General features: G+C 67.9%; 21 protein-coding genes. 14 read left to right on the top strand and 7 right to left on the bottom strand.

The window, feature by feature from the left end; translation table 11 throughout:
* Positions 1 to 223 precede the first annotated feature (223 nt).
* The 4 genes from AC6R2M_RS04000 to AC6R2M_RS04015 form a co-directional block, all read right to left on the bottom strand.
* A complete protein-coding gene (locus AC6R2M_RS04000) occupies positions 224 to 1,537 on the bottom strand; it encodes a hemolysin family protein (protein WP_500485711.1) in 1,314 nt (437 codons plus the stop codon).
* Between the two features lie 146 nt (positions 1,538 to 1,683).
* Positions 1,684 to 2,571 (bottom strand): hypothetical protein, encoded by an 888-nt coding sequence (locus AC6R2M_RS04005; RefSeq protein WP_500485713.1) that lies wholly within the window; start codon positions 2,569 to 2,571, stop codon positions 1,684 to 1,686.
* A gap of 129 nt (positions 2,572 to 2,700) precedes the next feature.
* Positions 2,701 to 4,116, bottom strand: coding sequence for a metalloprotease TldD (gene tldD, locus AC6R2M_RS04010; protein ID WP_500485715.1), 1,416 nt, complete (start codon positions 4,114 to 4,116; stop codon positions 2,701 to 2,703).
* A 69-nt stretch (positions 4,117 to 4,185) separates the two neighbouring features.
* Positions 4,186 to 4,689: an invasion associated locus B family protein gene (locus AC6R2M_RS04015; RefSeq protein WP_500487482.1), complete on the bottom strand. Its 504-nt coding sequence runs from the start codon at positions 4,687 to 4,689 to the stop codon at positions 4,186 to 4,188.
* A 334-nt stretch (positions 4,690 to 5,023) separates the two neighbouring features.
* On the opposite strand from AC6R2M_RS04015, the gene coxB reads away from it, so the two are divergent.
* The 12 genes from coxB to dnaE all read left to right on the top strand — a co-directional run bounded on the left by coxB (position 5,024) and on the right by dnaE (position 17,974).
* On the top strand, positions 5,024 to 5,959 hold the full coding sequence (gene coxB, locus AC6R2M_RS04020) for a cytochrome c oxidase subunit II (RefSeq protein WP_500485717.1): 936 nt from the start codon (positions 5,024 to 5,026) through the stop codon (positions 5,957 to 5,959).
* Between the two features lie 35 nt (positions 5,960 to 5,994).
* Positions 5,995 to 7,596 (top strand): cytochrome c oxidase subunit I, encoded by a 1,602-nt coding sequence (ctaD, locus tag AC6R2M_RS04025; protein WP_500485719.1) that lies wholly within the window; start codon positions 5,995 to 5,997, stop codon positions 7,594 to 7,596.
* 107 nt (positions 7,597 to 7,703) lie between these two features.
* Positions 7,704 to 8,645 (top strand): heme o synthase, encoded by a 942-nt coding sequence (gene cyoE, locus AC6R2M_RS04030; protein WP_500485721.1) that lies wholly within the window; start codon positions 7,704 to 7,706, stop codon positions 8,643 to 8,645.
* The gene (locus AC6R2M_RS04035) at positions 8,645 to 8,779 is read left to right on the top strand and encodes a cytochrome c oxidase system small membrane protein (protein ID WP_500485723.1); all 135 of its coding nucleotides are present in this window, start codon (positions 8,645 to 8,647) and stop codon (positions 8,777 to 8,779) included. Before cyoE ends, AC6R2M_RS04035 begins: the two co-directional genes overlap by 1 nt.
* A gap of 1 nt (position 8,780) precedes the next feature.
* Positions 8,781 to 9,392, top strand: coding sequence for a cytochrome c oxidase assembly protein (locus AC6R2M_RS04040; protein ID WP_500485725.1), 612 nt, complete (start codon positions 8,781 to 8,783; stop codon positions 9,390 to 9,392).
* Positions 9,393 to 9,684: 292 nt separating this feature from the next.
* Positions 9,685 to 10,563, top strand: coding sequence for a cytochrome c oxidase subunit 3 (locus AC6R2M_RS04045; protein ID WP_500485727.1), 879 nt, complete (start codon positions 9,685 to 9,687; stop codon positions 10,561 to 10,563).
* Positions 10,564 to 10,649: 86 nt separating this feature from the next.
* Positions 10,650 to 11,042 (top strand): DUF983 domain-containing protein, encoded by a 393-nt coding sequence (locus AC6R2M_RS04050; RefSeq protein WP_500485729.1) that lies wholly within the window; start codon positions 10,650 to 10,652, stop codon positions 11,040 to 11,042.
* The gene (locus tag AC6R2M_RS04055; protein WP_500485731.1) at positions 11,032 to 11,838 is read left to right on the top strand and encodes an SURF1 family protein; all 807 of its coding nucleotides are present in this window, start codon (positions 11,032 to 11,034) and stop codon (positions 11,836 to 11,838) included. The genes AC6R2M_RS04050 and AC6R2M_RS04055 overlap by 11 nt, the downstream gene beginning before the upstream one ends.
* Before the next feature lie 53 nt (positions 11,839 to 11,891).
* A complete protein-coding gene (ispH, locus tag AC6R2M_RS04060) occupies positions 11,892 to 12,902 on the top strand; it encodes a 4-hydroxy-3-methylbut-2-enyl diphosphate reductase (RefSeq protein WP_500485733.1) in 1,011 nt (336 codons plus the stop codon).
* Positions 12,902 to 13,885, top strand: a complete 984-nt coding sequence (locus AC6R2M_RS04065; protein WP_500485735.1) for a homoserine kinase — start codon at positions 12,902 to 12,904, stop codon at positions 13,883 to 13,885. The genes ispH and AC6R2M_RS04065 overlap by 1 nt, the downstream gene beginning before the upstream one ends.
* Positions 13,882 to 14,355 carry a ribonuclease HI gene (gene rnhA / locus AC6R2M_RS04070; RefSeq protein ID WP_500485737.1) on the top strand — a complete coding sequence of 158 codons (474 nt, stop codon included), beginning with the start codon at positions 13,882 to 13,884 and terminating at the stop codon, positions 14,353 to 14,355. The genes AC6R2M_RS04065 and rnhA overlap by 4 nt, the downstream gene beginning before the upstream one ends.
* Before the next feature lie 148 nt (positions 14,356 to 14,503).
* Positions 14,504 to 17,974 (top strand): DNA polymerase III subunit alpha, encoded by a 3,471-nt coding sequence (gene dnaE, locus AC6R2M_RS04075; RefSeq protein WP_500485739.1) that lies wholly within the window; start codon positions 14,504 to 14,506, stop codon positions 17,972 to 17,974.
* An 18-nt stretch (positions 17,975 to 17,992) separates the two neighbouring features.
* On the opposite strand, the gene AC6R2M_RS04080 is transcribed toward dnaE, so the two are convergent.
* The 3 genes from AC6R2M_RS04080 to AC6R2M_RS04090 all read right to left on the bottom strand — a co-directional run bounded on the left by AC6R2M_RS04080 (position 17,993) and on the right by AC6R2M_RS04090 (position 20,389).
* Positions 17,993 to 19,327 carry a DNA polymerase IV gene (locus tag AC6R2M_RS04080; RefSeq protein ID WP_500485741.1) on the bottom strand — a complete coding sequence of 445 codons (1,335 nt, stop codon included), beginning with the start codon at positions 19,325 to 19,327 and terminating at the stop codon, positions 17,993 to 17,995.
* 76 nt (positions 19,328 to 19,403) lie between these two features.
* Entirely contained in the window at positions 19,404 to 20,075 is a 672-nt protein-coding gene (locus AC6R2M_RS04085) for a hypothetical protein (RefSeq protein ID WP_500485743.1), read from the bottom strand.
* Positions 20,075 to 20,389, bottom strand: a complete 315-nt coding sequence (locus tag AC6R2M_RS04090; protein WP_500485745.1) for a DUF3572 domain-containing protein — start codon at positions 20,387 to 20,389, stop codon at positions 20,075 to 20,077. The genes AC6R2M_RS04085 and AC6R2M_RS04090 overlap by 1 nt, the downstream gene beginning before the upstream one ends.
* Positions 20,390 to 20,515: 126 nt before the next feature.
* Here AC6R2M_RS04090 and AC6R2M_RS04095 point away from each other — a divergent pair, with 126 nt between their 5' ends.
* Together AC6R2M_RS04095 and AC6R2M_RS04100 are read left to right on the top strand one after the other, a co-directional pair.
* On the top strand, positions 20,516 to 20,896 hold the full coding sequence (locus tag AC6R2M_RS04095; RefSeq protein WP_500485747.1) for a response regulator: 381 nt from the start codon (positions 20,516 to 20,518) through the stop codon (positions 20,894 to 20,896).
* Positions 20,897 to 21,595: 699 nt separating this feature from the next.
* Entirely contained in the window at positions 21,596 to 23,779 is a 2,184-nt protein-coding gene (locus AC6R2M_RS04100; protein WP_500485749.1) for an anthranilate synthase, read from the top strand.
* The last annotated feature ends 1 nt before the right edge of the window (position 23,780 follow it).

Genomic DNA, 23,780 nt, shown 5'->3' on the forward strand with positions numbered 1-23,780 from the left:
GCCGTACATAGAAAAGCCGCCGCAGATCAGACATCCGCGGCGGCTTTTCCATGTTCGGAGATGGGTTTCAGGCGAGGCTGAAGCAGCCTCCGGCTTCTTATGGCCGAAGGCGCGACCGTCTTAGAGCGCCGTGCGTCCGATTGGACGCACAAGGGTCGCTCTATCCCTTTGGATCTGCGCATCAGGCTTTCCGAAGATCGATCCCGATTTTCGGGCCGATACTCTAAGCGTTCGGCGTCTCCAACGCGACCTCTCCGCCGATCGTCGAGGCGAGGATCTTGTCGACGCGACGCCCGTCCAGGTCCACGACCTCGAACCGCCAGTTGTCGTAGAGCACGATCTCGCCGACCTCCGGGATGTGGCCGAACTGCTCCAGGATGAAGCCCGCGAAGGTCTCGTAGTCGCGCTCCTTCGGGAAGGTCAGCCCTTCGAGGCCGCGCTCCACGTCGTGCACCGGCATGCCGGCATCGATCAGGAACGAGCCGTCCGCGCGCCGCACGACGGCATGGTCCTCCTCCAGCCCCTCCGGCAGGGCGCCGGCGATGGCCGCCAGGATGTCCGTCGGCGTCACCAGACCTTCGAAGGAGCCGTATTCGTCGAGGACGATCGCGATGTGGGTCGATGCGGTCTGGAACCGGTCGAGAAGCTTCAGCGCGGGCATGGATTCGTTGACGTAGAGCGGCTCGCGCAGGGCGGCCCGCACGTCGATCGCCCCGGTCGTGCGGAACTGCTGCAAAAGGTCCTTGGCCTGGACGACGCCGAGAATGTCGTCGTTCTCTCCGCCCGAGACGGGAAAGCGCGAATGGCCGCTCTCTTGGATCTCGTCGAGGATCCGGCCCGGTTCGTCGTCGATCCCGACCCAGAAGACGTCCGGCCTCGGCACCATGATCGAGCGTGCCGTCCGGTCCGCGATGCGCAGCACGCCCTCGATGAGCTCGCGCTCCTTCTCCTCGAAGACGCCGCTCTGCGTGCCTTCGGCGATCATCGCCTTGACCTCCTCCTCCGTCACCGTGCTCTCGGCGACCTTGCTGCCGCCGAGAAGGCGAACGACGGTCTCGGTCGAGATGCGCAGGAACCAGACGATCGGCGCGCCGATCCGGGCGATGAGCAGCATGAAAGGCGCGACGAAGGAGGCGATGCGCTCCGAATGCGTCAGCGCAAAGCGCTTCGGGACCAGTTCGCCGAGGATCAGCGACAGATAGGTGATCGTGACGACGACGATCGCGATGGCCGACCCTTGCGCATAGGCGCCGACATAGGGGATCGGGTCCAGCAGCTCGGCGAGAGGTCCGGCGAAGGCGTTGGCGCCGTAGGCGCCGGCGAAGATGCCGACGAGGGTGATGCCGATCTGGACGGTGGACAGGAAGCTCGTCGGGTCGTCGACCAGCTTCAGCGCGCGCTCGGCGCCCTTGGAGCCTTCCGCCGCCAACTGCTGGAGGCGTCCGCGGCGGGACGAGACCACCGCCAGTTCCGACATGGCGAAGAAGGCGTTGAGGAGGATGAGGAAGAGAACGATCAGTGCGTTGGTGAAAAGCATCTTTTCTCCATCAGACGAGCGATCGTCCGACTTCAGGTCTCCATGTTGAGTTCCGGTGCGTGCCCGAGGGCACCGGAAAGCGTTGCGTCATCGCCGTCGGGCGGACGGACGGCGGTCCTTATCCATCGGGCTTCGCGCGGTCGCGGTCAATCGGCCTTCAGATGGCGATCGAAGAGCGCGATCATTTCACGCGCATAGGTCTCCTGCATCGAGCGGCCGGCTTCCGCGGCCTTGGCCAGCCCGACGAAGGGCTCGCCCGCCCCGTCCTTCGGCTCGTCGGGTGCGCGCTCGGCGGACGGTGCCGTCTCGGCCTTCCCGGAGGCGCCCCCGCCTTGAACGGGCAGGGAGAAGAAGGGCGGCATGGGGAGGAAGGGGAAGGGCGGCGGCGCGTCCGGTTCGGCCCGGCGCGGGCTGGAAGGCGCCGCCTCTCCGGCGGGCGCGGCCGGCAGCATCCAGGCGAATCCACCCGAAAGCGCATCGGCGAAGAGCGAATGCAGGTCCGGGCGCGGCGAGGGCTGGGCTTGCGAGGAGGGGCGGCTGAAGGCCTCGATGGCGTTGGCCGAGCGGCGCATCCATTCGGCCGTGGCGCGGCCCGCGGCGTCACCGGGAGAGGCGGCGCCGGCCGTCGGGCCGCTCGCCACCATCGTCATCATGGCGCGCAGCGTCATCAGGCCGAGCTCGGGCATCATCTTCGCGATCGTGTCGGGCGAGACGCCGGCCATCAGCGAGGCCTGACGGGACACCGAGTCGGCGAGAGCGCGCGTGCCGAAGAGGTCGGTCATGAAGGCGGCGGGTTTGGCCGTCATCGCGGAGGCGGGATCCGTTCCGGCCGGCGCGAAGGCGGCGAGGCGCCGGTTGAAGTCGGTCCAGGCCGTGGTGTCGGACATCAGACGTTGAAGGCCGAGGACGAAGGCCGGCGCCAGCGCCTCGGTCGTGCGCCGCATCTCGTCCTCGCTCAGGCGGAAGCGCTCGCGCAGGCGATCGGTCCCGAGGCCCGAATCGACCGCGGTCAACCAGTCGAAGAACTCCGTCATCTCCCCCGCTCCCCGGCGAACCCCGCCGCACTCTGCCACGACGGCACGAAGAAGCGTAGATGGCGCAGCGGGTGGGGGCGCCAAGAGGCGATTTCGTCGGCGAAGAGGAAGGACGGGCGCCCTTCGGGATCAGGTCTGCGTGCCGCCGACGGTGATCTGGTTCATGCGCAGATGCGGCTGCCCGACGCCGACGGGAACCCACTGGCCCCCCTTGCCGCAATTGCCGATGCCCGTGTCGAGCTTGGAATCGTTGCCGACCATGGTGACGCGCTGCATGGCCTCCGGCCCGTTTCCGATGAGCATCGCGCCCCGGATGGGCTCCTGGATCACCCCGCCGCGAACCCTGTAGGCCTCGGTGCAGGAGAAGACGAACTTGCCGCTGGTGATGTCCACCTGTCCGCCGCCGAAGGAGACGGCGTAGATGCCGTCGTCGAGCGAGGCGATGATCTCCTCCGGCGTGGCGGAGCCGGAGAGCATGGAGGTGTTGGTCATGCGCGGCATGGGGGCGTGGGCGTAGGATTCGCGCCGTCCGTTGCCCGTGGGCCGAACGCCCATCAGCCGCGCGTTGAGGCGGTCCTGCATGTAGCCGACGAGCCGCCCGTCCTCGATCAGGACGTTGGAGGCCGTCGGCGTTCCCTCGTCGTCGACGCTGAGGGAGCCCCGGCGCTCCGGCACGGTGCCGTCGTCGACGACGGTCACGCCGCGCGCGGCGACCTGCTCGCCGACCCGGCCCGAGAAGACCGAGGTGCCCTTCCGGTTGAAGTCGCCCTCGAGCCCGTGGCCGACCGCCTCGTGCAGCATGACGCCGGGCCAGCCCGAACCGAGCACCACGTCGAAGGTGCCGGCCGGCGCCGGGACGGCGGAGAGATTGACATGCGCCTGGCGCAGGGCCTCGTCGGCGATCCGCCGCCAATGGTCCTCGACCATGACGTCGGCCAGGCCGCGCCGTCCGCCGCCGCCGGAGGAGCCGGTCTCCTGCCGTTCGCCGTTCGCGGCGACGACCGAGACGTTCAGCCGCGTCAAAGGCCGCACGTCGCGAATGAGCCGGCCGTCGGCGTGCAGGATCTCGACGACCTGCCATTGCGCGGCGAGCGAGACCGAGACCTGACGGACGGCATCGTCGCGGCCGCGCAGATAGGCGTCGATCTCCTGCAGCAGTTTCACCTTCTCCTCGAAGGCCGGAGACGGAATGGGGTTTTCCTCGGTGTAGAGCCGCGCGTTCGTGCCCGACGGGGCGGCGGCCATCGTTCCCGACCGGCCGGCCCGGACCGCCGTCACCGCGCCTGCGGCCCGCGACAGGGCCGTCTGAGTGAACTCGCCGGAATGGGCGAAGCCCGTCGCCTCGCCCGAGACCGCGCGCAGGCCGAAACCCGAATCGACCGAGAAGTTGCCGGCCTTCAGCCGGCCGTTGTCGAAGACGAGCGATTCCTGCTCCCGATGCTCCAGGAAGAGCTCGCCGTCGTCCGCGCCCGCAAGCGCCTCGCCGAGCACGGACCGCACGGCCTCGGCGGAAACGTCGAAACGGTCGATCAGGGAAATGGTCATTGATGAAGGGTCCTCGCCTGCGCTCCCCGACATAGGCGCTCGCGCGGCCCCTGTCAGGGGAGCGGCCGATCAGGGGAGGGCGGCGAAGCCTTCGTCGAACCCGTTCAGGTCCACCGGAATGCCGATTCCCTGCTCCGGCGTCTGGAACACGATGAAGGTCGCCGACTCGCCTTCCGAAAGGGTGCGCCGCAGCGTTTCCTCAAGGATCACCTCGGCGTAGCAGCCGTCCTCGAAGCAGCGCACGAACTGCGCGCGGCCGATGTCGGTCCCGTCCACGTAAAGGCCCAGGCCGTTGGGCAGGAGAATGCCGAGCGGCGCCAGGATGCGCAGGATCTGCGCCTGGCCGTCCGCGGTCTTCAGCGCCAGGACCGAAAGGCCGATCTCCGGCCGGTCCTCGGCGATCACGTTCTGCAGGAGGGCGCACTGCTCGCCCGCCGCGCCGGCCGGCTGGTCGCAGACGATGGACCAGGAGCCGTGCTGCGAGCGCACCGCGCCCGTCTGCCCCTGGGCGAGGGCCGGCGCGGCGGCGAGCGCCGCCAAGGCGAGGGCGGCGACGGTGCTTCGAAAGGGCATGCTCATCGGCAGGTAATCCGTCTCAGAATCGTGGCGATCTTCCGACGAACATGGGAAAGAATTCGTTACCGCACGCCGCCGGAGCGCGGACGAGGGCCGTTTTCGTTCGCCGCGCCGCGACAAGATGACGGACGCGGACGCTTCCGCTGACGCTTCGCCGGGGTTATGAATGACGTTGGAGAGGTGGCCGCATCGTGTTGCGAAGCCGTGGGTTTCGTGGTTGATGCGACGCCAGATGCACATTGGCTGCATTCGAAACTGCGGAGGAGCGTGGCGACACGATGGCCGAAGCGGGTTTCGGTCGGACAAACAAGTCCTTTACGGGAGAGCATTCGTGAAACGATCGATCCTGGCCGCCGCGACGTTCCTGGCGACCCTGTCGGCCGCCGTCGCGCAAGAGGCGGGTGAGCTTCTCCCCGGACAGCCGCATCCCTGGCAGATGGGTCTGCAGGAAGCGATGGGCGGAATGAAGGCCCAGATCGACTGGTTCTCGAACTATACGCTCTGGTTCATGATCCCGATCACCATCTTCGTGGCGGCGCTGCTCGCCTGGGTGGCCTTCCGCTACCGGGCCGCGAAGAACCCGAGCCCGTCGCGCACGAGCCACAACACGGCCATCGAGGTGGTGTGGACCATCGCGCCGGTGCTGATTCTCGTGGCGCTCGCGATTCCCTCCTTCCAGCTCCTGACGGCGCAGTACAATCCGCCGCGCGAGCCGGAGCTCACCGTCAAGGCGACGGGCTACCAGTGGTACTGGGGCTACGAGTACCAGCCGAACGAGACGGACGCCGCCGCCGACGGCGCGCTGGCCGAAGAGGCGGGCGCCGAGGCGCAGCCGGTCTCCTTCCTCTCCTACATGCTGAACGACGACGACCGTGCTGCGGCCGGGAAGGAAGACCGCAACGTCTATCCGCGCCTTCTGGCCGTCGACAACGAGATGGTCGTCCCGGTGAACACCGTCGTGCGCCTCCTGACGACGGCCGGCGACGTCATCCACGCCTTCGCGATGCCCTCGCTCGGCGTGAAGGTGGACTCGGTTCCGGGCCGCATCAACGAATACTGGTTCGAAGCGAACCGCGAAGGCATCTTCTACGGCCAGTGCTCCGAGCTCTGCGGCCGCGACCACGCCTTCATGCCCATCGCGGTGCGCGTCGTCAGCCAGGAGCAGTTCGACAACTGGTACATCGCTGCCGGCGAGAACATCGAGAACGCCAACGCCCAGCTGACCGCAGAGATCGAGGCCGCCGGCGCGGTCGTCGCCTCGCGCTGAGCCTGTCTGTCCTTACGCGTCCCACGGAGACCGCAATGGCTCACGCCGCCGAACACGACGCCCACCACGATCACAAGCCGACCGGCTGGGTGCGCTGGGTCTACTCGACCAATCACAAGGACATCGGGACGCTCTACCTGATCTTCGCGATCTTCTCGGGCATCCTGGGCGGCGCGCTGTCGGTCGGGATCCGCATGGAGCTCCAGGAGCCCGGCCTGCAGATCTTCTCCGATCCACAGCTCTTCAACGTGTTCACGACGGCCCACGGCCTGATCATGATCTTCTTCATGGTCATGCCGGCGCTGATCGGCGGTTTCGCCAACTGGATGGTGCCGATCATGATCGGCGCGCCGGACATGGCCTTCCCGCGCCTGAACAACATCTCGTTCTGGCTGCTGCCGCCCGCGCTGCTCCTGCTCATCATGTCGATGTTCGTGGAGGGCGCTCCGGGCTCGGCCGGCGTCGGCGCGGGCTGGACCATGTATCCGCCGCTCTCGACCTCCGGCCATCCGGGCCCGGCCGTCGATCTGGCGATCTTCGCGCTGCACATCGCGGGCGCGTCCTCGATCCTCGGCGCCATCAACTTCATCACCACCATCCTGAACATGCGCGCTCCGGGCATGACGCTGCACAAGATGCCGCTCTTCGCCTGGTCGGTGCTGGTGACGGCGTTCCTCCTGCTCCTGTCGCTCCCGGTCCTGGCCGGCGCGATCACCATGCTCCTGACGGACCGCAATTTCGGCACGACCTTCTTCGCGCCGGAGGGCGGCGGCGACCCGATCCTCTACCAGCACCTGTTCTGGTTCTTCGGCCACCCGGAAGTGTACATCCTGATCCTGCCGGCCTTCGGCATCGTCAGCCACATCGTGTCGACCTTCTCCAGGAAGCCCGTCTTCGGCTATCTCGGCATGGCCTACGCCATGGTCGCGATCGGCGTCGTCGGCTTCGTCGTGTGGGCGCACCACATGTACACGACGGGCATCTCGCTCAACACGCAGCGCTACTTCGTCTTCGCCACCATGGTCATCGCGGTGCCGACCGGCATCAAGATCTTCTCCTGGATCGCGACCATGTGGGGCGGGTCGTTGCGCTTCACGACGCCGATGCTCTGGGCGATCGGCTTCATCTTCCTCTTCACCGTCGGCGGCGTGACGGGCGTCAAGCTCGCCAATGCGGGCATGGACCGCGTGCTGCACGACACCTACTACGTCGTGGCGCACTTCCATTACGTGCTGTCGCTCGGCGCCGTCTTCGCCATCTTCGCGGGCTGGTACTACTGGTTCCCGAAGATGTCCGGCTATATGTACAACGAGACGATCGGGAAGATTCACTTCTGGATGACGTTCATCGCGGTGAACATCATCTTCTTCCCGCAGCACTTCCTCGGCGCCGCCGGCATGCCGCGCCGCTACGTCGACTATCCGGACGCCTTCGCGGGCTGGAACTTCGTCTCCTCGATGGGGTCCTATCTGTCCTCGATCGCCGTCCTCGTCTTCCTCTTCGGCGTCTGGGAGGCGTTCTCGAAGAAGCGGATCGCCGGCGCCAATCCGTGGGGCGAAGGCGCGACGACGCTGGAATGGCACCTGTCCTCGCCGCCGCCCTACCACCAGTGGGAGCAGCTCCCGCGGGTTCGCTGAGGCGACGACCATTCGACGGGCCGGCCCGGTGCCGGCCCGAAGCCGTCTTCTCTCCTCAGGGGAAGCGGCAGCCGGCGGATCGCCGGACATGAAGGTGAGGTGATCTCTTGACCGCAACCGACATCGGCTCCGGCCTTTCGAGGCCCGCGATCAGCCTGGCGGAGCCGGGCGACTTCCTGAGCCTGCTGAAGCCGAGGGTGATGTCGCTCGTCGTGCTGACGGCGGTCACCGGCCTCGTGCTGGCGCCCGGCGAACTGCATCCCGCGCTCGCCCTGATCTCGATCCTCGCCATCGCCGTCGGCGCGGGCGCCTCCGGCGCTCTGAACATGTGGTACGACCGGGACATCGATGTCCTGATGACGCGCACCGCCGCCCGGCCGATCCCGAGCGGGCGCGTCACGCCGGGCCAGGCGCTGGCCTTCGGCCTGTCGCTGTCGGTCCTGTCGGTGATGCTGCTCGGGCTGGCGGCCAACTGGTTCGCCGCCGGCTTCCTCGCCTTCACCATCTTCTTCTACGCCGTGATCTACACGATGGGTCTGAAGCGCACGACCGCGCAGAACATCGTCATCGGCGGCGCGGCGGGCTCCTTCCCGCCGATGATCGGCTGGGCCGCCGTCACGGGCGGGGTGAGTCTCGAATCCATCGTCCTCTTCCTCATCATCTTCCTCTGGACGCCGCCGCATTTCTGGGCCCTGGCGCTCTTCAAGATGCGCGACTACGGAGCCGCCGGCGTTCCCATGCTGCCGAACGTCTCCGGCGAGGCGACGACGCGCCGGCACATCTTCGCCTACAGCCTCGTCCTCGCGCCGCTCGGCGTCGCGCCCTACGCCCTCGGCTTCGCCGGGCCGGTCTACGGGATCGTCTCGGCGGTTCTGGGGGTCGTCTTCCTCTACGGGGCCTGGAAGGTCCTGAAGATGCCCGACGGCGACAAGGCGATGGTCCCGGCCAAGAAGCTCTTCGGCTTCTCGATCCTCTATCTCTTCGCGCTCTTCGCCCTGCTTCTGGGGGAGGGCACCGTCGCGCGGCTCTCCGCCATCGGGGTGCTGTGATGGAGGAGGAGCGCGTCACGCTGACGCCGCAGGAGAAGCAGGCCCAGCGCCGCCGTTCGGTGGCGATCGCCCTCGTTCTCGTGGCGCTGATCGTGATCTTCTACGTCGTCACCGTCATCCGAATGAGTTCGTGACATGAGCGGAGAGAACAGTACTGCCGGCGCGAACCGGTCCTTCGACCAGAAGCGGGCCCGCCGCATTGCCGTCGGCTGCCTCGCCTTCTCCATGGGGATGCTCGGCGCGGCCTACGCGTCCGTTCCGCTCTACGAGCTCTTCTGCCAGGTGACCGGCTACGGCGGCACCACGCAGCGCGTGGAGGCCAACGAACTGGCGGTGAGCGATCGCTCGATCACCGTGCGCTTCGATTCGAACGCTTCGCCGGGCGTGCCCTGGACGTTCCGCCCGACCGAGCGGCAGGTGAGCGTTAAGCTCGGCGAGACCCGCCAGACCGCCTATCGCGTGCGCAACGATTCGGATCGCCCGGTCACCGCGATGGCGACCTTCAACGTCACGCCGCAGGCCGCAGGCGTCTATTTCAACAAGCTGTACTGCTTCTGCTTCGACGAGCAGACGCTGCAGCCCGGCGAAGAGGTCGACATGCCGATCGTCTTCTTCGTCGATCCCGCGCTCCTGGAGCGCGAGGAACTGGCGAACGCGCCGCCGATCACCCTGTCCTACACCTTCTTCCCGGTCGATGCTCCGCGCACGCCTGTGGCGAGGGCCGGGGCGGGGTCGGCGGGAGGCTGACATCGGCCGCGAGGCAGGTGGGATGGAACGAAACCTGCACCCTTCTCTTGCAGAAGAGGTGCGGGCGGGACTGCCGAAGAGACGGGAGAACGGGCGGCGACGCCCGGCATGAACGGGCTCTAGAGCGCCGTGCGTCCGTTAGGACGCACAAAGATCGCTCTATTGCTTTGAATCTGCGCATCCGGCTTTCCGAAAGTCGGTCCCGACTTTCGGGCCGATGCCGTAGTTTGATTGGAATCGGTCCGGGGACGCGATAGAAGCGTTCGAACCGGGGGAAACGGGGCGCGAGAGAATGGCCGACACGCACGCCAAGCATCACGACTATCACATCATAGATCCGAGCCCCTGGCCGGCTCTCGCCTCGCTCGGCGCCTTCATCCTGATGTTCGGCTCGGTCTCGCTGTTTCGCTGGATCAACGACGCGCCGTTCAACTTCCTCGGGATGAACTGGGCCAATCCCTACATTTTCGCGATCGGTCTGGCCCTCGTCCTCTACGTGATGTTCGCCTGGTGGTCGGACGCCATCAGGGAAGGCCAGGAGGGCCATCACACCCCCGTCGTGTCGATGCACCTTCGCTACGGCATGATCATGTTCATCGCCTCCGAGGTGATGTTCTTCGTCGCCTGGTTCTGGGCCTTCTTCGACGCCAGCTTCTTCTACGACGAAGCGCAGCAGGTGGCCCGCCTGCAGGCGACGGGCGGCCAGTGGCCCCCGGTCGGGATCGAGGTGCTCGATCCGCTGCACCTGCCGCTGTTCAACACGATCACGCTGCTTCTCTCGGGCACGACGGTGACCTGGGCGCACCACGCGATGCTGGAGAACGACCGCAAGAGCCTGATCACGGGTCTGGCGCTCACCGTCGTCCTCGGCGTGATCTTCTCCTTCGTGCAGTACGTCGAATACGCCCACGCGCCGTTCGAGTTCGCGGGTTCGATCTACGGCGCCACCTTCTACATGGCGACCGGCTTCCACGGCTTCCACGTGATCGTCGGCATCATCTTCCTGACGGTCTGCCTCCTGCGGGCGATGGCCGGACAGATGACCCCGGCCAAGCATTTCGGCTTCGAGGCCGCCGCCTGGTACTGGCACTTCGTCGACGTCGTCTGGCTGTTCCTGTTCTTCGCCATCTATGTCTGGGGAAGCTGGGGCGCGCCGGTCTACGGCGGCTGACGCGGGCTCGCTTCAACGGAGCCGCGACGCGGTTTTTCGGGGCGGTCGGTCTTCCGGCCGCCCCTTTCCTTTGGCAAGGATGGGACGTGAGCCAGGATCTGAACCGATACGCCAACGTCGATTCCGCCAAGGCGGGCGCGAAGGGTTGCTGCCCGCGCTGCGGGGAGGGGCGGCTCTTCGCCGGCGTCCTGAGCCTGCGTCCCTCCTGCGAAGTCTGCGGTCTCGACTATTCGGTGTTCGATTCGGCGGACGGGCCGGCCTTCTTCGTGATGTCGCTGGTCGGCTTCGTGATCGTCGGGCTCGCCCTCTACGTGGAATTCGTCCACGAGCCGCCGGTCTGGCTGCACATCGTTCTCTGGCCGCTCGTCGCCGCCGTGCTCAGCCTGCCGCTCCTGCGCTGGTCGAAGGGGCTGATGGTCGGCCTGCAGTTCCGCAACCGGGCCGAGGAAGGTCGTCTGGTGCGCGGCGATGACGAGTGAGGTGACGACGGACGCGGTGCCGGAGCGCGAACCCCGCCGTCCCGGCCCGATGCCGCGAGGCCGCTACTGGACGGCTGTCGTCCTCTGCGTCGTCGGCATCGGCATCCTTCTCAATCTCGGCCTCTGGCAGGTCGATCGGCTGCAGTGGAAGCAGGCGATCGTCGAGACGATCGAGCAGCGCATCCATTCCGAACCGGCGTCGGTCGCCGAGGTCGAAGCTCTGGCGAACGAGACGGGCGACGTCGAATATGTCCCCCTCACCGTGTCCGGCACCTTCCTCCATTCGGGCGAGCGCTACTTCCTCTCCACCTCGGCGGGGCAGGCGGGGTGGAACGTCCACACGCCGCTTCTGATCGAGGGAACGAGCGACGCGATCTTCGTCAATCGCGGCTTCGTGCCCTATGCGCTGCGCGATCCGGCAACCCGGCCGGAGGGGCAGATCGAGGGCGTGGCGACCGTCACGGGGCTGGCGCGCAACGCGTCGGCGGAAAAGCCCGGCGGGTTCACGCCCGACAACGATCTCGATGGCAACGCCTTCTTCTGGCGCTCGCTGGACGACATGGCGGCGGGGCTCGATCTGCCGGAGGGCACGCGCCTTCTGCCCTTCACGGTCGATGCCGGACCGGGCGCCGCGCCCGGCGGCCACCCGATCGGCGGCACGACGGTGATCGACGTGCCGAACAACCATCTGCAATACGCGATCACATGGTTCTCGCTCGCCGCGCTGATGCTCGGCATGCTGGTGATCCTCGTCGTCTCGCAGGCGCGTCGCCGCAGACGGCCCGCCGCGGGTTGACAGGGCGGGGCGCGATCCCTTCATTCGCCCCGAACCCCGCCGGAGCCTCCGCCTTGTCCCTTGCGCCCTCCAAGCCGCAGCTGATCGTCCGCCTGTGCGAGCCGCGCGGCTTCTGCGCCGGCGTCGACCGCGCCATCCAGATCGTGGTGCTGGCGCTGAAGAAGTTCGGCGCGCCGGTCTATGTCCGGCACGAGATCGTCCACAACAAATACGTCGTGGACGGGCTGCGCGAGATGGGCGCGGTCTTCGTGAAGGAGCTCTCCGACATTCCCGACGACGGGCGGCCGGTGGTCTTCTCCGCGCACGGCGTGCCGAAATCGGTACCCGCCGAGGCCGAGCGTCGCGAAATGCTCTATCTCGACGCGACCTGCCCGCTGGTCTCCAAGGTCCACAAGCAGGCGATGCGCCACATGCGCCTCGGCCGCCACGTGCTTCTGATCGGCCATGCCGGGCACCCGGAGGTCGTCGGCACGATGGGGCAGTTGCCCGAAGGCGCCGTGACGCTGATCGAGACGGAGGAGGACGTCGCGGCCTTCGATCCGGCCGATCCCGCCGCGCTCGGCTTCGTCACGCAGACGACGCTTTCGGTGGAGGATACGGCGGGCGTCATCGCCGCGCTCGAGACGAAGTTTCCCCAGATGCAGGCGCCGTCGTCGGAATCGATCTGCTATGCCACCACCAACCGTCAGGACGCGGTGAAGGTCGCGGCGCCCGGCGCGGACGCCTTCCTGATCGTCGGCGCGCCGAACTCGTCCAACTCCAGGCGCCTCGTGGAGGTCGCGGAGCGGGCCGGTGCCCGTCGCGGCGCCCTCGTGCAGGGCCGGCAGGACATCCCCTGGGACGCGATTCCGGCGGGCGGCGGCACGCTCGGCATGTCGGCGGGCGCCTCGGCGCCGGAAATCCTCACCGACGACGTTCTGGCGGCGCTGCGCGAGCGCTACGACGTGCGCATCGAGCTGGTGCAGACCGCCATCGAGAACGAGAACTTCCCCGTCATGCGCTCGCTGCGCGACGTGCCGCTGACCCCGGCCGACATGGCCTTCGTCAACGGCGAGGCGGCCTGATGGCCGTCTACACGGACGTCACCGAGCCGGAGGTCGCGGCCTTCCTGGAGCGCTACGAGGTGGGCGGCCTCCTGTCCTACAAGGGCATCGCGGAAGGGGTGGAGAACTCCAACTTCCTCCTGCGGGCGGAGGGCGGCACCTTCATCCTGACGCTCTACGAGAAGCGGGTGGAGCGCGCCGACCTGCCCTTCTTCGTCGATCTGATGCGCCATCTGGCCGATCGCGGCCTGTCCTGCCCGTTGCCGGTCGAAGCGCGGGACGGTGAGACGCTGGGCGAGCTCGCCGGGCGCCCTGCCGCGCTCTTCACCTTCCTGGAAGGCATGTGGACGCGCCGCCCGACCGTGGACCACTGCCGTCGCGTCGGCGAGGCGATGGCGCGCATGCATCTGGCCGGCGAGGGCTTCTCCGGCCGCCGGCCGAACGCTCTGGCCCTTCCGGCATGGCGCCCGCTCTTCCAAGCCTGCGACCGGCAGGCGACGAACCAGGTGGCGGACGGTCTCGCCGCCGAGATCGAGGCGGAGCTGACCGAGCTGGAGCGCGCCTGGCCGCGCGCCTTGCCGGAGGGCGTCATCCACGCCGACCTCTTCCCCGACAACGTCTTCTTCCTGCGCGGCGAGCTGTCGGGTCTCATCGACTTCTACTTCGCCTGCAACGACGTCCTCGCCTACGATCTCGCCATCGGGCTCTGCGCCTGGGTCTTCGAGTTCGACGGCGCCTTCAACGTCACCAAGGCGCGGGCGATGATCGAGGGCTATTCCGCGGTCCGGCCCCTGTCCGACGCCGAGCTGGACGCGCTGCCCACGCTGGCGCGCGGGGCGGCGATGCGCTTCATGCTGACGCGGCTCTACGACTGGATCAACACGCCCGAAGGCTCCTTCGTCACCAAGAAGGACCCGAAGGAGTATCTTCGCAAGTCGCGCTTCCTGCGTGGGATCGGGAGCGTGCGCGAATTCGGAATCACGGGGAACATTGCGGCGGCATGAGCGAGAAGACGAGGGTCGAGATCCACACGGACGGCGCCTGTTCGGGCAATCCCGGCCCCGGCGGATGGGGCGCGATCCTGACCCATGGGGAGACGACCCGCGAGATGTCGGGCGGCGAGGCCATGACGACCAACAACCGCATGGAGCTTCTGGCGGCGATCGAGGCGCTGGGCGCCCTCAAGCGTCCCTGCGCGGTCGATCTCCACACCGACTCGCAATATGTGCGCAACGGCATCACCAAGTGGATCCATGGCTGGAAGCGGAACGGCTGGAAGACGGCGGACAGGAAGCCGGTCAAGAACGCCGAGCTCTGGCAGCGCCTCGACGAGGAGCGGCTTCGCCACGACGTCACCTTCCACTGGGTGAAGGGCCACGCCGGGCACGATCTGAACGAGCGGGCCGACGAACTCGCGCGGGCCGGAATGGCGCCCTACAAGACCAAGGGGAAGGGGCCGGCGGTCCCCGTCTAGAGGACTCCTGCAACCAGGCTTCCTCGATCCCATCTCTTGTGGATGGCCGCGTCGATCGCCCCCGCGCGGGGGCGATCGGGCGTAGGATCGAGGCTTCGATTCCGGTCTCCGGCATCGCGCATCGCACGGCATGAAGGATGGAACGCCCATGACGACGGACGTCACGCAAGGTCCCGACTTCATCCATCTGCGCGTCCACAGCGCCTTCTCGCTTCTGGAAGGCGCGCTGCGGATCGACCAGATCGTCAAGCATGCCAAGGGCGACAAGGCGCCGGCCATCGGCATCGCCGACACCAACAATCTCTTCGGCGCGCTCGAATTCTCCGAGAAGGCCGCCAAGGCCGGCATCCAGCCGATCGTCGGCTGCCAGCTGGACGTGGAGTTCGGCGACGCGACGGCCGAGGGCTCGGGGCGGGACCGCAACCGGCTGCCCGGCTCGGCGCCGATGGTCTTCATCGCCGCGACGGAGGAGGGCTACGCCAACCTCACCGAACTCGTCTCGCTCGCCTATCTCGGCCATGGCGAGGATCAGCGCACGCATGTGACGCTGGAATGGGTGGAGCGCCATGCCGGCGGCGTCATCGCGCTGACGGGCGGCCCGCTCGGGCCCCTCGGCCTTGCCATCGAAGCGGGACGCACGCCGCTCGCCCGCGAGCGGCTGGAGCGGTTGAAGGCGATCTTCGGCGACCGCCTCTATGTCGAATTGCAGCGCCATGTGGGCCGCTACGAGCGAACCGAGGCCGACACGGTGGATCTGGCCTACGAGCTGGAGCTGCCGCTCGTGGCCACCAACGAGGCCTTCTTCTTCTGCGCCGAGGATTTCGACGCGCATGACGCGCTGATCGCGGTCGCCTCCAACCGGCTCGTCAGCCACGAGGACCGGCGGCGCCTGACGCGCGATCACTGCCTGAAGAGCCAGGCCGACATGGGCAAGCTCTTCGCGGACCTGCCGGAGGCGCTGGAGAACACGGTCGAGATCGCGCGGCGCTGCTCCTACCGCCCGCGCACCCGCAAGCCGATCCTGCCGCGCTTTACCGGCGCCGACGCCGAGGACGCGGCGGAGGCCCTGCGCGCGGAGGCCGCCGAGCTGCGCCGGCAGGCGGTCGAAGGGCTGGACGCGCGCCTCGCCTTCCACGGCACCGCGCCGGGGCAGGACGAGGCGGCCTATCGCGATCGGCTGGAGTTCGAGCTCGGCGTCATCGAGCGCATGGGCTTTCCCGGCTACTTCCTGATCGTCGCCGACTTCATCAAATGGGCGAAGGCGCAAGGGATTCCGGTCGGACCGGGCCGCGGCTCGGGCGCGGGCTCGCTCGTCGCCTGGTCGCTGACCATCACGGACCTCGACCCGCTTCGCTTCTCGCTCCTGTTCGAGCGCTTCCTCAACCCCGACCGCGTCTCGATGCCGGACTTCGACATCGACTTCTGCCAGGACCGGCGCGAGGAGGTGATCCGCTACGTGCAGGCCAAGTACGGCCGCGAGCAGGTGGCGCAGATCATCACCTTCGGGTCGATGCAGGCGAGGGCGGTCCTTCGCGACGTCGGTCGCGTGCTCGAAATGAGCTACGGCCATGTCGACAAGCTCTGCAAGCTGGTGCCGGCCAATCCCGCCAATCCGGTGACGCTCGCCCAGGCTCTGGAGGAGGAGCCGCGTCTGGCCGAGGCGCGCGAGAAGGAGGAGATCGTCGATCGCCTCATCACCATCGCGCTCAAGCTCGAGGGCCTCTACCGCCACGCCTCGACCCACGCCGCCGGCATCGTCATCGGCGACCGGCCGCTGTCCAAGCTCGTTCCGATGTACCGCGATCCGCGCTCCGACATGCCGGTCACGCAGTACAACATGAAATGGGTCGAGCAGGCCGGGCTGGTGAAGTTCGACTTCCTCGGCCTCAAGACGCTGACGACGCTGCAGACCGCCGTCGCGCTGATCGAGCGCAAGGGCGTGGCGATCGACCTCTCCGCGCTGCCGCTCGACGACGCGCCGAGCTACCAGATGATGACGCGCGGCGAGACCGTCGGCGTCTTCCAGGTGGAATCGGTCGGCATGCGCAAGGCGCTGATCGGCATGCGGCCGGACTGCTTCGAGGACATCATCGCCCTCGTCGCGCTCTACCGGCCGGGACCGATGGAGAACATCCCGGTCTACAACGCCCGAAAGCACGGCGAGGAGGAGGTGGAGGTCATCCACCCGCTCATCGAGCCGATCCTGCGCGAGACGCAAGGCGTCATCGTCTACCAGGAACAGGTGATGCAGATCGCGCAGGTCCTGTCGGGCTATTCGCTCGGCGAGGCGGACCTGCTGCGGCGCGCGATGGGCAAGAAGATCCGCGCCGAGATGGACAAGCAGCGCGTGCGCTTCGTCGACGGCTGCGTGGAGCGCGGCATCGAGAAGGCGCAGGCGAACACGATCTTCGACCTTCTGGCGAAGTTCGCCGACTACGGCTTCAATAAGAGTCACGCGGCGGCCTATGCGCTCGTCGCCTACCAGACGGCCTATCTGAAGGCGAACCACCCGACCGAGTTCCTCGCCGCCTCGATGACGCTCGACTGCGGCAACACCGACAAGCTCAACGACTTCCGGATGGACGCGAAAAGGCTCGGCATCGAGGTCGTGCCGCCCTCCGTTCAGACCTCCTACAAGCCGTTCGAGGTGGAGGAGGGCAGGATCCTGTACTCGCTCGCGGCGATCAAGGGCGTCGGCGAGCAGGCGGTCGAGCACATCGTCGCGCTTCGCGAGGCCGGCGGCAAGTTCCGCTCGCTGGAGGATTTCTGTTCGCGGATCGATCCGAAGATCCTCAACAAGCGCACGCTGGAGCATCTGATCTGCGCCGGGGCGCTGGACTGTTTCGGCCACGAGCGGGCGCGCCTCTGCGCCAATGTCGACGAGATCGCGAGCTACGCCGCGAGCGCGCACGAAAGCCGCACGTCCAGCCAGCACGACATGTTCGGCGGCGCCGATGCCGGTCCCGAGCCGCTGCGCCTGCAGAAGCAGACCGTCTGGACCAGCGCAGAAAAGCTGATGCGCGAGTTCCAGTCGATCGGCTTCTACCTCTCGGCTCATCCGCTCGACGAGTACAAGAAGGCGTTGAAGCGCCTGAACGTGCAGTCCCACGCCGAGCTGAGCGCTTCGGTGCGCAAGGGCGCGACGGCCGGGCGCCTCGCCGGCACGGTGACCGGTCGCCAGGAGCGCAAGACGCGCACGGGCGGCAAGATTGGCATCGTGACCCTGTCCGATTCCTCCGGTCAGTACGAGGTCGTGCTCTTCACCGAGACGCTGATCCAGTATCGCGAGCAGCTGGAGCCGGGCGCCTCGGTCATCGTCACGGTCTCGGCCGAGGAGCGCCCGGAGGGCATCTCGCTGCGCGTGCAGGGCGTGCAGTCGCTGGAGGCGGAAGCCGAGCGCATGCAGCAGTCCATGCGCATCTTCCTGCGCGACGCCGCGCCCTTCCAGGCCCTGCGCCCGCAGTTGAAACAGGGCGAAAGCCAGGTCTCGATCGTGCTGTTGCAGGAGAACGGCGAGCGCGAGGTCGAGATCGCGCTGCCCGAGCGGTTCCGCGTCTCGCCGCAAATGGCGAGCGCCATCCGTGCGACGCCCGGCGTCGTCGAGGTCGAGTTCTCCTGACGCTCGGCGCCGGGCGGCTCAGCCGCGTTCGTTCGGCCTGATCTCGCGCGGGCGGGCCGCGCGGCGCTCCGCCTCGGCCTGACGGTCGGCGGCGGGGCGGAAGGTGTAGCCCGTCTCGATCGCGTTCGCGCCGAACTTCTGGCGCAGCGCGTCGAGCGCGCCCTCCGCCTTGGCGCGCCGGCCCGCATTGGGGTCCAGGAGGTCGGCCGGATCGGCCGCGGCCATGGGTTCGAAATCGTTGCAGCCGACGCCGAGAAGCCGGAAGCGCGTGCCGTCGAGCTCCTTCTCCAGAAGCGCGCGCGCCGTTTCGAAGAGCCGGTCGGCGAGCCGCGTGGGGTTCGCCAGCTTGCGGTTGCGCGTGCGGATGCGGAAGCTCTGATCCTTCAGCTTCAACACGACGGTGGAGGCGGAGAGGTCGGTCGCCTTCAGGCGCAGCGCGACCTTCTCGCACAGCGCGCGCAGGACTGGCAGAAGCTCGGCCCGCGTCGAAAGATCGGTCTCGAAGGTGGTCTCGGCGGAGATGCTCTTGGCCTCGCCGCGCGACTTCACGGCGCGGTTGTCGATCCCGCGCGACAGGCGCCAGAGCTTCTGGCCCATCGTGCCGTGGCGCTTCATCAGCTCGCCTTCGTCCATCGTCTGCAACTGCGCGATGGTGCGCAGCCCGTCGCGCTCCAGGCGCTGGCGCGTCGCCTCGCCGACGCCCCAGATGGCCGAGATCGGACGTTGCGCCAGGAACGCCAGCGTGTCGGCCCGGCCGATCACCGAGAAGCCGCGCGGCTTGTTGAGGTCCGAGGCGATCTTGGCGAGAAACTTGTTGTGGGAGAGCCCGATGGAGACGCTGACGCGCTCCTGCGCCTCGATCTCCTTCGACAGGCGCGCCAGGATGAGGGCGGGGGGCGCCCTGTGCAGGCGCTGGGTGCCCGAAAGGTCGAGAAAGGCCTCGTCGATCGACAGCGGCTCGACCAGCGGAGTGACCGCGCGCATGCGCTCGCGGATCGAGCGCCCGACCTCGGCATATTTGCCCATGTCCGGCCGGATGATCGTCGCCTCGGGACAGAGCGCGAGCGCCTTGAACATCGGCATGGCCGAGCGCACGCCCTTGATGCGCGCGTTGTAGCAGGCGGTCAGCACGACGCCGCGCTTCCCGCCGCCGATGATCAGCGGAACGCTTGCCAGATCGGGCCGGTCGCGCTTCTCGACCGCCGCGTAGAAGGCGTCGCAGTCGATATGGGCAATGGAGAGCTCATGGAGCTCGGCGTGGCGCACGAGACGCGGCGAGCCGCAGGCGACGCAGCGTCGGTCCTCGGACGGCTGCGCCGCAAGGCAGTCTCGGCAGAAGGCCGGCGTCGGCAACGCGCTCGTTCCATGGTCGGTGGGTGGGCCACGCCATTCTGGCCGACCGTCCCCGAGTCCTCAAGCGGATACGTCCTCAGGCGGGCGTTTCGCCGCTTCCCAGAAGGGAGGCGAGGAGGGGAGCCGCCTCCTTCCAGTCCCGCGCCGAATGGGCGCCGCGCGGCAGGCGCGGCAGATGCGGCCGCAACTCCTCGTCCGCCATCATGTGGACGAGACGCGTCCGCTCCAGCGACCGCCGCACGCCGTCCAGGTTCTGCGGCAGATCGTCCACGAAGACGACCGGTCCGGTCCAGCGCTGGCCGAGCTCCGCGACGACCGCGCCCTTGGAGCGTTCGGTCGCGATCATCGGAAAGGTCAGCCCCTCGCGGTCGAGCAGGCGGCGGCGCGCCGCGTGGTGGACCGGCGTCATCGCGGTCAGGAACACGATGTCGGCGATGTCCGAGAGCGCCGCCAGGGCCTCGTGCGCGCCCTCGACGACGCTCTGGCGCGCCTCCTGCTCGGCATAGAGCGCTTCGGTGATGCCGCTGATCTCGTGTCCGGTGATGGCCGCGCCCGTCGAGAGCGAGCGCACGTTGCCGGTGAGGGCGAAGCTCTCGAACCGCAAGCGGGCGCCGTGCTCAGCGAGAATGTCGCGGAAGGGCTGCACGAAATGCAGCACCACCTCGTCCACGTCGAGAACGAGCAGGGCATCGCGGCGCTGGGGCAGATCGTCGATCGCCGGGCCTTCCGTCGCGCGGGACCGGCCCATCAGGCGCCGTCGAAGTCGCAGCCGGCGAGCGCGCGGCGCGCCTCGCCGATGCGCTCGGGCCGGATCGAGCTCGATGCGGCGAAGTCGAGGACCGTCGCCTCGTCCGCCAGGATGAAGTCGAGGAGGGCGACGAAGAAGGACGGTTCGCTGGCGGCCGCCCGCAGCTCGTGCGCTTCGAGGCCCGTCAGCGCCAGGAACCGCGAGAGCCGGTCCGGGTCGCCCGCCAGAAAGCCCAGCGCATCGATCGCCAGGGCCGTGGCCTCCTCCCGTCCCGGTCCGTGCCCGCGCCGGGCCCTTCCATCAAGCATCGGCATCCACCATGTCCGCATCTCCCGGCGACGATTCCAAATTCTTAAATCAAATCGCGATACGACTTGAGCCGCGTTCACGTGTCCCGTCTTCCGCGAAGGGTGCAAGTCGAGGCGTTGGAGTTTCGCGAGATGGCCAAGACTGTGATGATCGTCGAGGACAACGAGCTCAACATGAAGCTCTTCCGCGACCTGATCGAAGCTCACGGATATCGCACGGTACAGACCCGCAGCGGCCTGTCCGCCATGGAGATCGCCCGCGAGCACCGGCCGGACCTGATCCTGATGGACATCCAGCTGCCGGAGATCTCCGGGCTCGACGTGACGCGCAAGCTGAAAGCCGACAGCGAGCTGAAGTCCATTCCGGTCATCGCCGTCACCGCCTTCGCCATGAAGGGCGACGAGGAGCGAATCCGCGAGGGGGGCTGCGAGGCCTACATCTCCAAACCCATCTCGGTCACCCGGTTCATGGACACGATCAAGTCGTTCCTGGGCGACGCGCGTCAACCCTGAAGCGCGCTTCAGCGGCCGTTCGCCGGCATCCTTAACCATTCGTGAAGATCGCGGGCGGGCTCGCTCGCGTCCCCGTTGCTTTTCGCGGCGGGATCGGCAAGTTGATGCCTCGTGGGATCGATCGCCCGGCATGACGGGCGGTCCGCAAGTTCCCCATGGAATGCTCAGGTCCGCCGCATCTCCTGGGTACCGTGGGGCGGTCGGTCGGTTCGCGATCACACGCGGTGTCCTCGTACCGCGATCGCCGGACCGGCCGACCACTGATCCGCTGGAATCCCACGCCGGACGTCCGTGCCGGTTCCGCTTGGAAGTTCTCCTCAAACCCTCATCGATTCGCCCCTCGAGAGGCGCCGACTGTCGTCATCCTCGGGCTTGACCCGAGGATGACGAGGGGAGGGCGTCGTCGTCGGCCTTCGATCGCCATGCCGGAGCAGCTCGCTCTCTCCTATCGCTCTTGCGACGCTTTGGCATTTTCGCCTCCCGGACGATTCGTCGTTGCGGCGCGTTCCGTAGCCCGCTATCGCTTTGACCATGACGAGCACGACGACGCGCATGAATTGGTGGCAGGGCGGCTGACAGGCGGCCCCCGCGAACGCATGCGCGAGACGCGCGAGAGTTCAAACAAAGGCCGCACCGGACCCATCCGGCGGCCTTTTTGCTTGTCAGGCCGCCTCCGGCATCGACGAGGATCGACGACCCATGGAAGCCCTGAACGACGCTCCCGAGCGCTATGTGACCGAAGGCGGCGTGACGATCACGCGTCGGCGCGAGCTTATCGCCTATGCCGGCGCGATGGAGGCGGTCATCGACCGGCTCGACACGCGGCGCGGCGCGGTCTTCTCCTCGAACTACGAATATCCGGGCCGCTACACGCGCTGGGACACGGGCATCGTCGATCCGCCGCTCGCCGTCACCGCGCAGCGCCGCACGATGCGCATCGAGGCGTTGAACGAGCGCGGCGAGGTGCTTCTCGGTTTCGTGCGGGCCGCGCTCGACGGCCATGAGGACATCGCCGACTTCAAGGCCGGCGCGCGCCGCATCGATCTGACCGTCAAGACGCCGGACCGCCCCTTCACCGAGGAGGAGCGTTCGCGCGCGCCGACCGTGTTCTCGGTGCTGCGCGCCATCGTCGCGCTCTTCAAGTCGCCGGTGAACGCCGATCTCGGCCTCTACGGCGCCTTCGGCTACGACCTCGCCTTCCAGTTCGACCGGGTGGACGAGGCGCTGGAGCGCCGCGACGACGGGCGCGACCTCGTGCTCTTCTTGCCGGACGAGATCCGCACGATCGATCATTACTCGGCCGCCGCCTGGATCGACCGCTTCACCTTCGAGAAGGACGGCCGCTCGACGGACGGCCTCGAAGGCGGCGGGCCGGACGCGCCCTTCGTGCCGGCCAACGCCATTCCGCCGCGCGGCGACCACAGCCCCGGCGAGTACGCGGCGCTGGTCCGGCGCGCCAAGGAGAAGTTCATGCGCGGCGACCTCTTCGAGGTCGTGCCGGGGCAGACCTTCTTCGAGCCGTGCCTCAGCCAGCCCTCTGCCGTCTCGCGGCGGCTGAAGGCCATCAACCCCTCGCCCTATTCCTTCCTGATCAATCTCGGCGAGAACGAGTTCCTGATCGGCGCGAGCCCCGAGATGTTCGTGCGGGTCTCCGGCCGGAGAGTCGAGACCTGCCCGATCTCCGGCACCATCAAGCGCGGGACGGACGCGATCTCCGATTCCGAGCAGATCCTGAAGCTCCTGAACTCCAAGAAGGACGAGTCCGAGCTGACCATGTGCTCGGACGTGGACCGCAACGACAAGTCCCGCGTCTGCGAGCCTGGCTCGGTGCGCGTCATCGGCCGGCGCCAGATCGAGATGTATTCGCGGCTGATCCACACGGTGGATCATATCGAGGGCCGGCTGCGCGAAGGCCTCGACGCGATGGACGCGTTCCTCTCCCACGCCTGGGCCGTCACCGTGACGGGCGCGCCGAAGCTCTGGGCGATGCGCTTCCTGGAGGCCAACGAGAAGAGCCCGCGCTCCTGGTACGGCGGCGCGGTCGGCATGATGCACTTCAACGGCGACATGAACACCGGCCTGACGCTGCGGACCATCCGTCTGAAGGACGGCATCGCTGAGGTGCGGGCCGGCGCGACGCTCCTCTACGATTCCAATCCGGAGGAGGAGGAGGCCGAGACCGAGCTGAAGGCGTCCGCGCTCCTGACCGCCATCCGCGAGGCGGGCAAGGTGGACGAGGCGTCTGTCGCCAAGGCCAAGCCGAAGGTGGGCGAGGGGGTGCGTATCCTCCTCGTCGATCACGAGGATTCCTTCGTTCATACGCTGGCGAACTACTTCCGCCAGACCGGCGCGGAGGTGACGACGGTCCGCACCCCGGTGCCGCGGGAGATCTTCGAGCGCGTCGCGCCCGACCTCGTCGTCCTCTCGCCCGGGCCGGGCAATCCGGACGATTTCGACTGCCGCACGACCATCCGGCTCGCGCGCGAGGCGCAGGCGCCGATCTTCGGCGTGTGTCTGGGCCTCCAGGCCCTGGCCGAGGCCTATGGCGGCCAGCTCCGCACGCTCCACGTGCCTGTCCATGGCAAGCCGTCCCGCATCCGTGTCTCCAGGCCCGGCCGCATCTTCGAGGGGCTGGCGGGCGAGGTGACGGTCGGGCGCTACCACTCGATCTTCGCCGATCCGGTGCGCCTGTCCTCCGACTTCGAGGTGACGGCCGAGACCGAGGACGGCGTCGTCATGGCCTTCGAGCACAAGTCCGAGCCCGTGGCGGCGGTCCAGTTTCATCCCGAATCGATCATGACGCTCGGCGGCGACGCCGGCATGCGGATGATCGAGAACGTCGTGAAGCATCTGCCGCGCCGAGCGGCGGCGAAGGCGAGCTGAT

This window comes from Aureimonas sp. CAS (assembly GCF_059838215.1).

What these genes read in the sequence shown, in the direction of transcription:
- AC6R2M_RS04090 (WP_500485745.1), bottom strand. Translation starts at nt 20,389, where the DNA reads ATGCCGATGCTTGATGGAAGGGCCCGGCGCGGGCACGGACCGGGACGG.
- AC6R2M_RS04035 (WP_500485723.1), top strand. Translation starts at nt 8,645, where the DNA reads ATGGAGGAGGAGCGCGTCACGCTGACGCCGCAGGAGAAGCAGGCCCAG.
- AC6R2M_RS04000 (WP_500485711.1), bottom strand. Translation starts at nt 1,537, where the DNA reads ATGCTTTTCACCAACGCACTGATCGTTCTCTTCCTCATCCTCCTCAAC.
- AC6R2M_RS04100 (WP_500485749.1), top strand. Translation starts at nt 21,596, where the DNA reads ATGGAAGCCCTGAACGACGCTCCCGAGCGCTATGTGACCGAAGGCGGC.
- dnaE (WP_500485739.1), top strand. Translation starts at nt 14,504, where the DNA reads ATGACGACGGACGTCACGCAAGGTCCCGACTTCATCCATCTGCGCGTC.
- AC6R2M_RS04005 (WP_500485713.1), bottom strand. Translation starts at nt 2,571, where the DNA reads ATGACGGAGTTCTTCGACTGGTTGACCGCGGTCGATTCGGGCCTCGGG.
- AC6R2M_RS04065 (WP_500485735.1), top strand. Translation starts at nt 12,902, where the DNA reads ATGGCCGTCTACACGGACGTCACCGAGCCGGAGGTCGCGGCCTTCCTG.
- AC6R2M_RS04045 (WP_500485727.1), top strand. Translation starts at nt 9,685, where the DNA reads ATGGCCGACACGCACGCCAAGCATCACGACTATCACATCATAGATCCG.
- AC6R2M_RS04085 (WP_500485743.1), bottom strand. Translation starts at nt 20,075, where the DNA reads ATGGGCCGGTCCCGCGCGACGGAAGGCCCGGCGATCGACGATCTGCCC.
- AC6R2M_RS04095 (WP_500485747.1), top strand. Translation starts at nt 20,516, where the DNA reads ATGGCCAAGACTGTGATGATCGTCGAGGACAACGAGCTCAACATGAAG.
- ctaD (WP_500485719.1), top strand. Translation starts at nt 5,995, where the DNA reads ATGGCTCACGCCGCCGAACACGACGCCCACCACGATCACAAGCCGACC.
- tldD (WP_500485715.1), bottom strand. Translation starts at nt 4,116, where the DNA reads ATGACCATTTCCCTGATCGACCGTTTCGACGTTTCCGCCGAGGCCGTG.
- rnhA (WP_500485737.1), top strand. Translation starts at nt 13,882, where the DNA reads ATGAGCGAGAAGACGAGGGTCGAGATCCACACGGACGGCGCCTGTTCG.
- AC6R2M_RS04055 (WP_500485731.1), top strand. Translation starts at nt 11,032, where the DNA reads ATGACGAGTGAGGTGACGACGGACGCGGTGCCGGAGCGCGAACCCCGC.
- AC6R2M_RS04015 (WP_500487482.1), bottom strand. Translation starts at nt 4,689, where the DNA reads ATGCCCTTTCGAAGCACCGTCGCCGCCCTCGCCTTGGCGGCGCTCGCC.
- AC6R2M_RS04040 (WP_500485725.1), top strand. Translation starts at nt 8,781, where the DNA reads ATGAGCGGAGAGAACAGTACTGCCGGCGCGAACCGGTCCTTCGACCAG.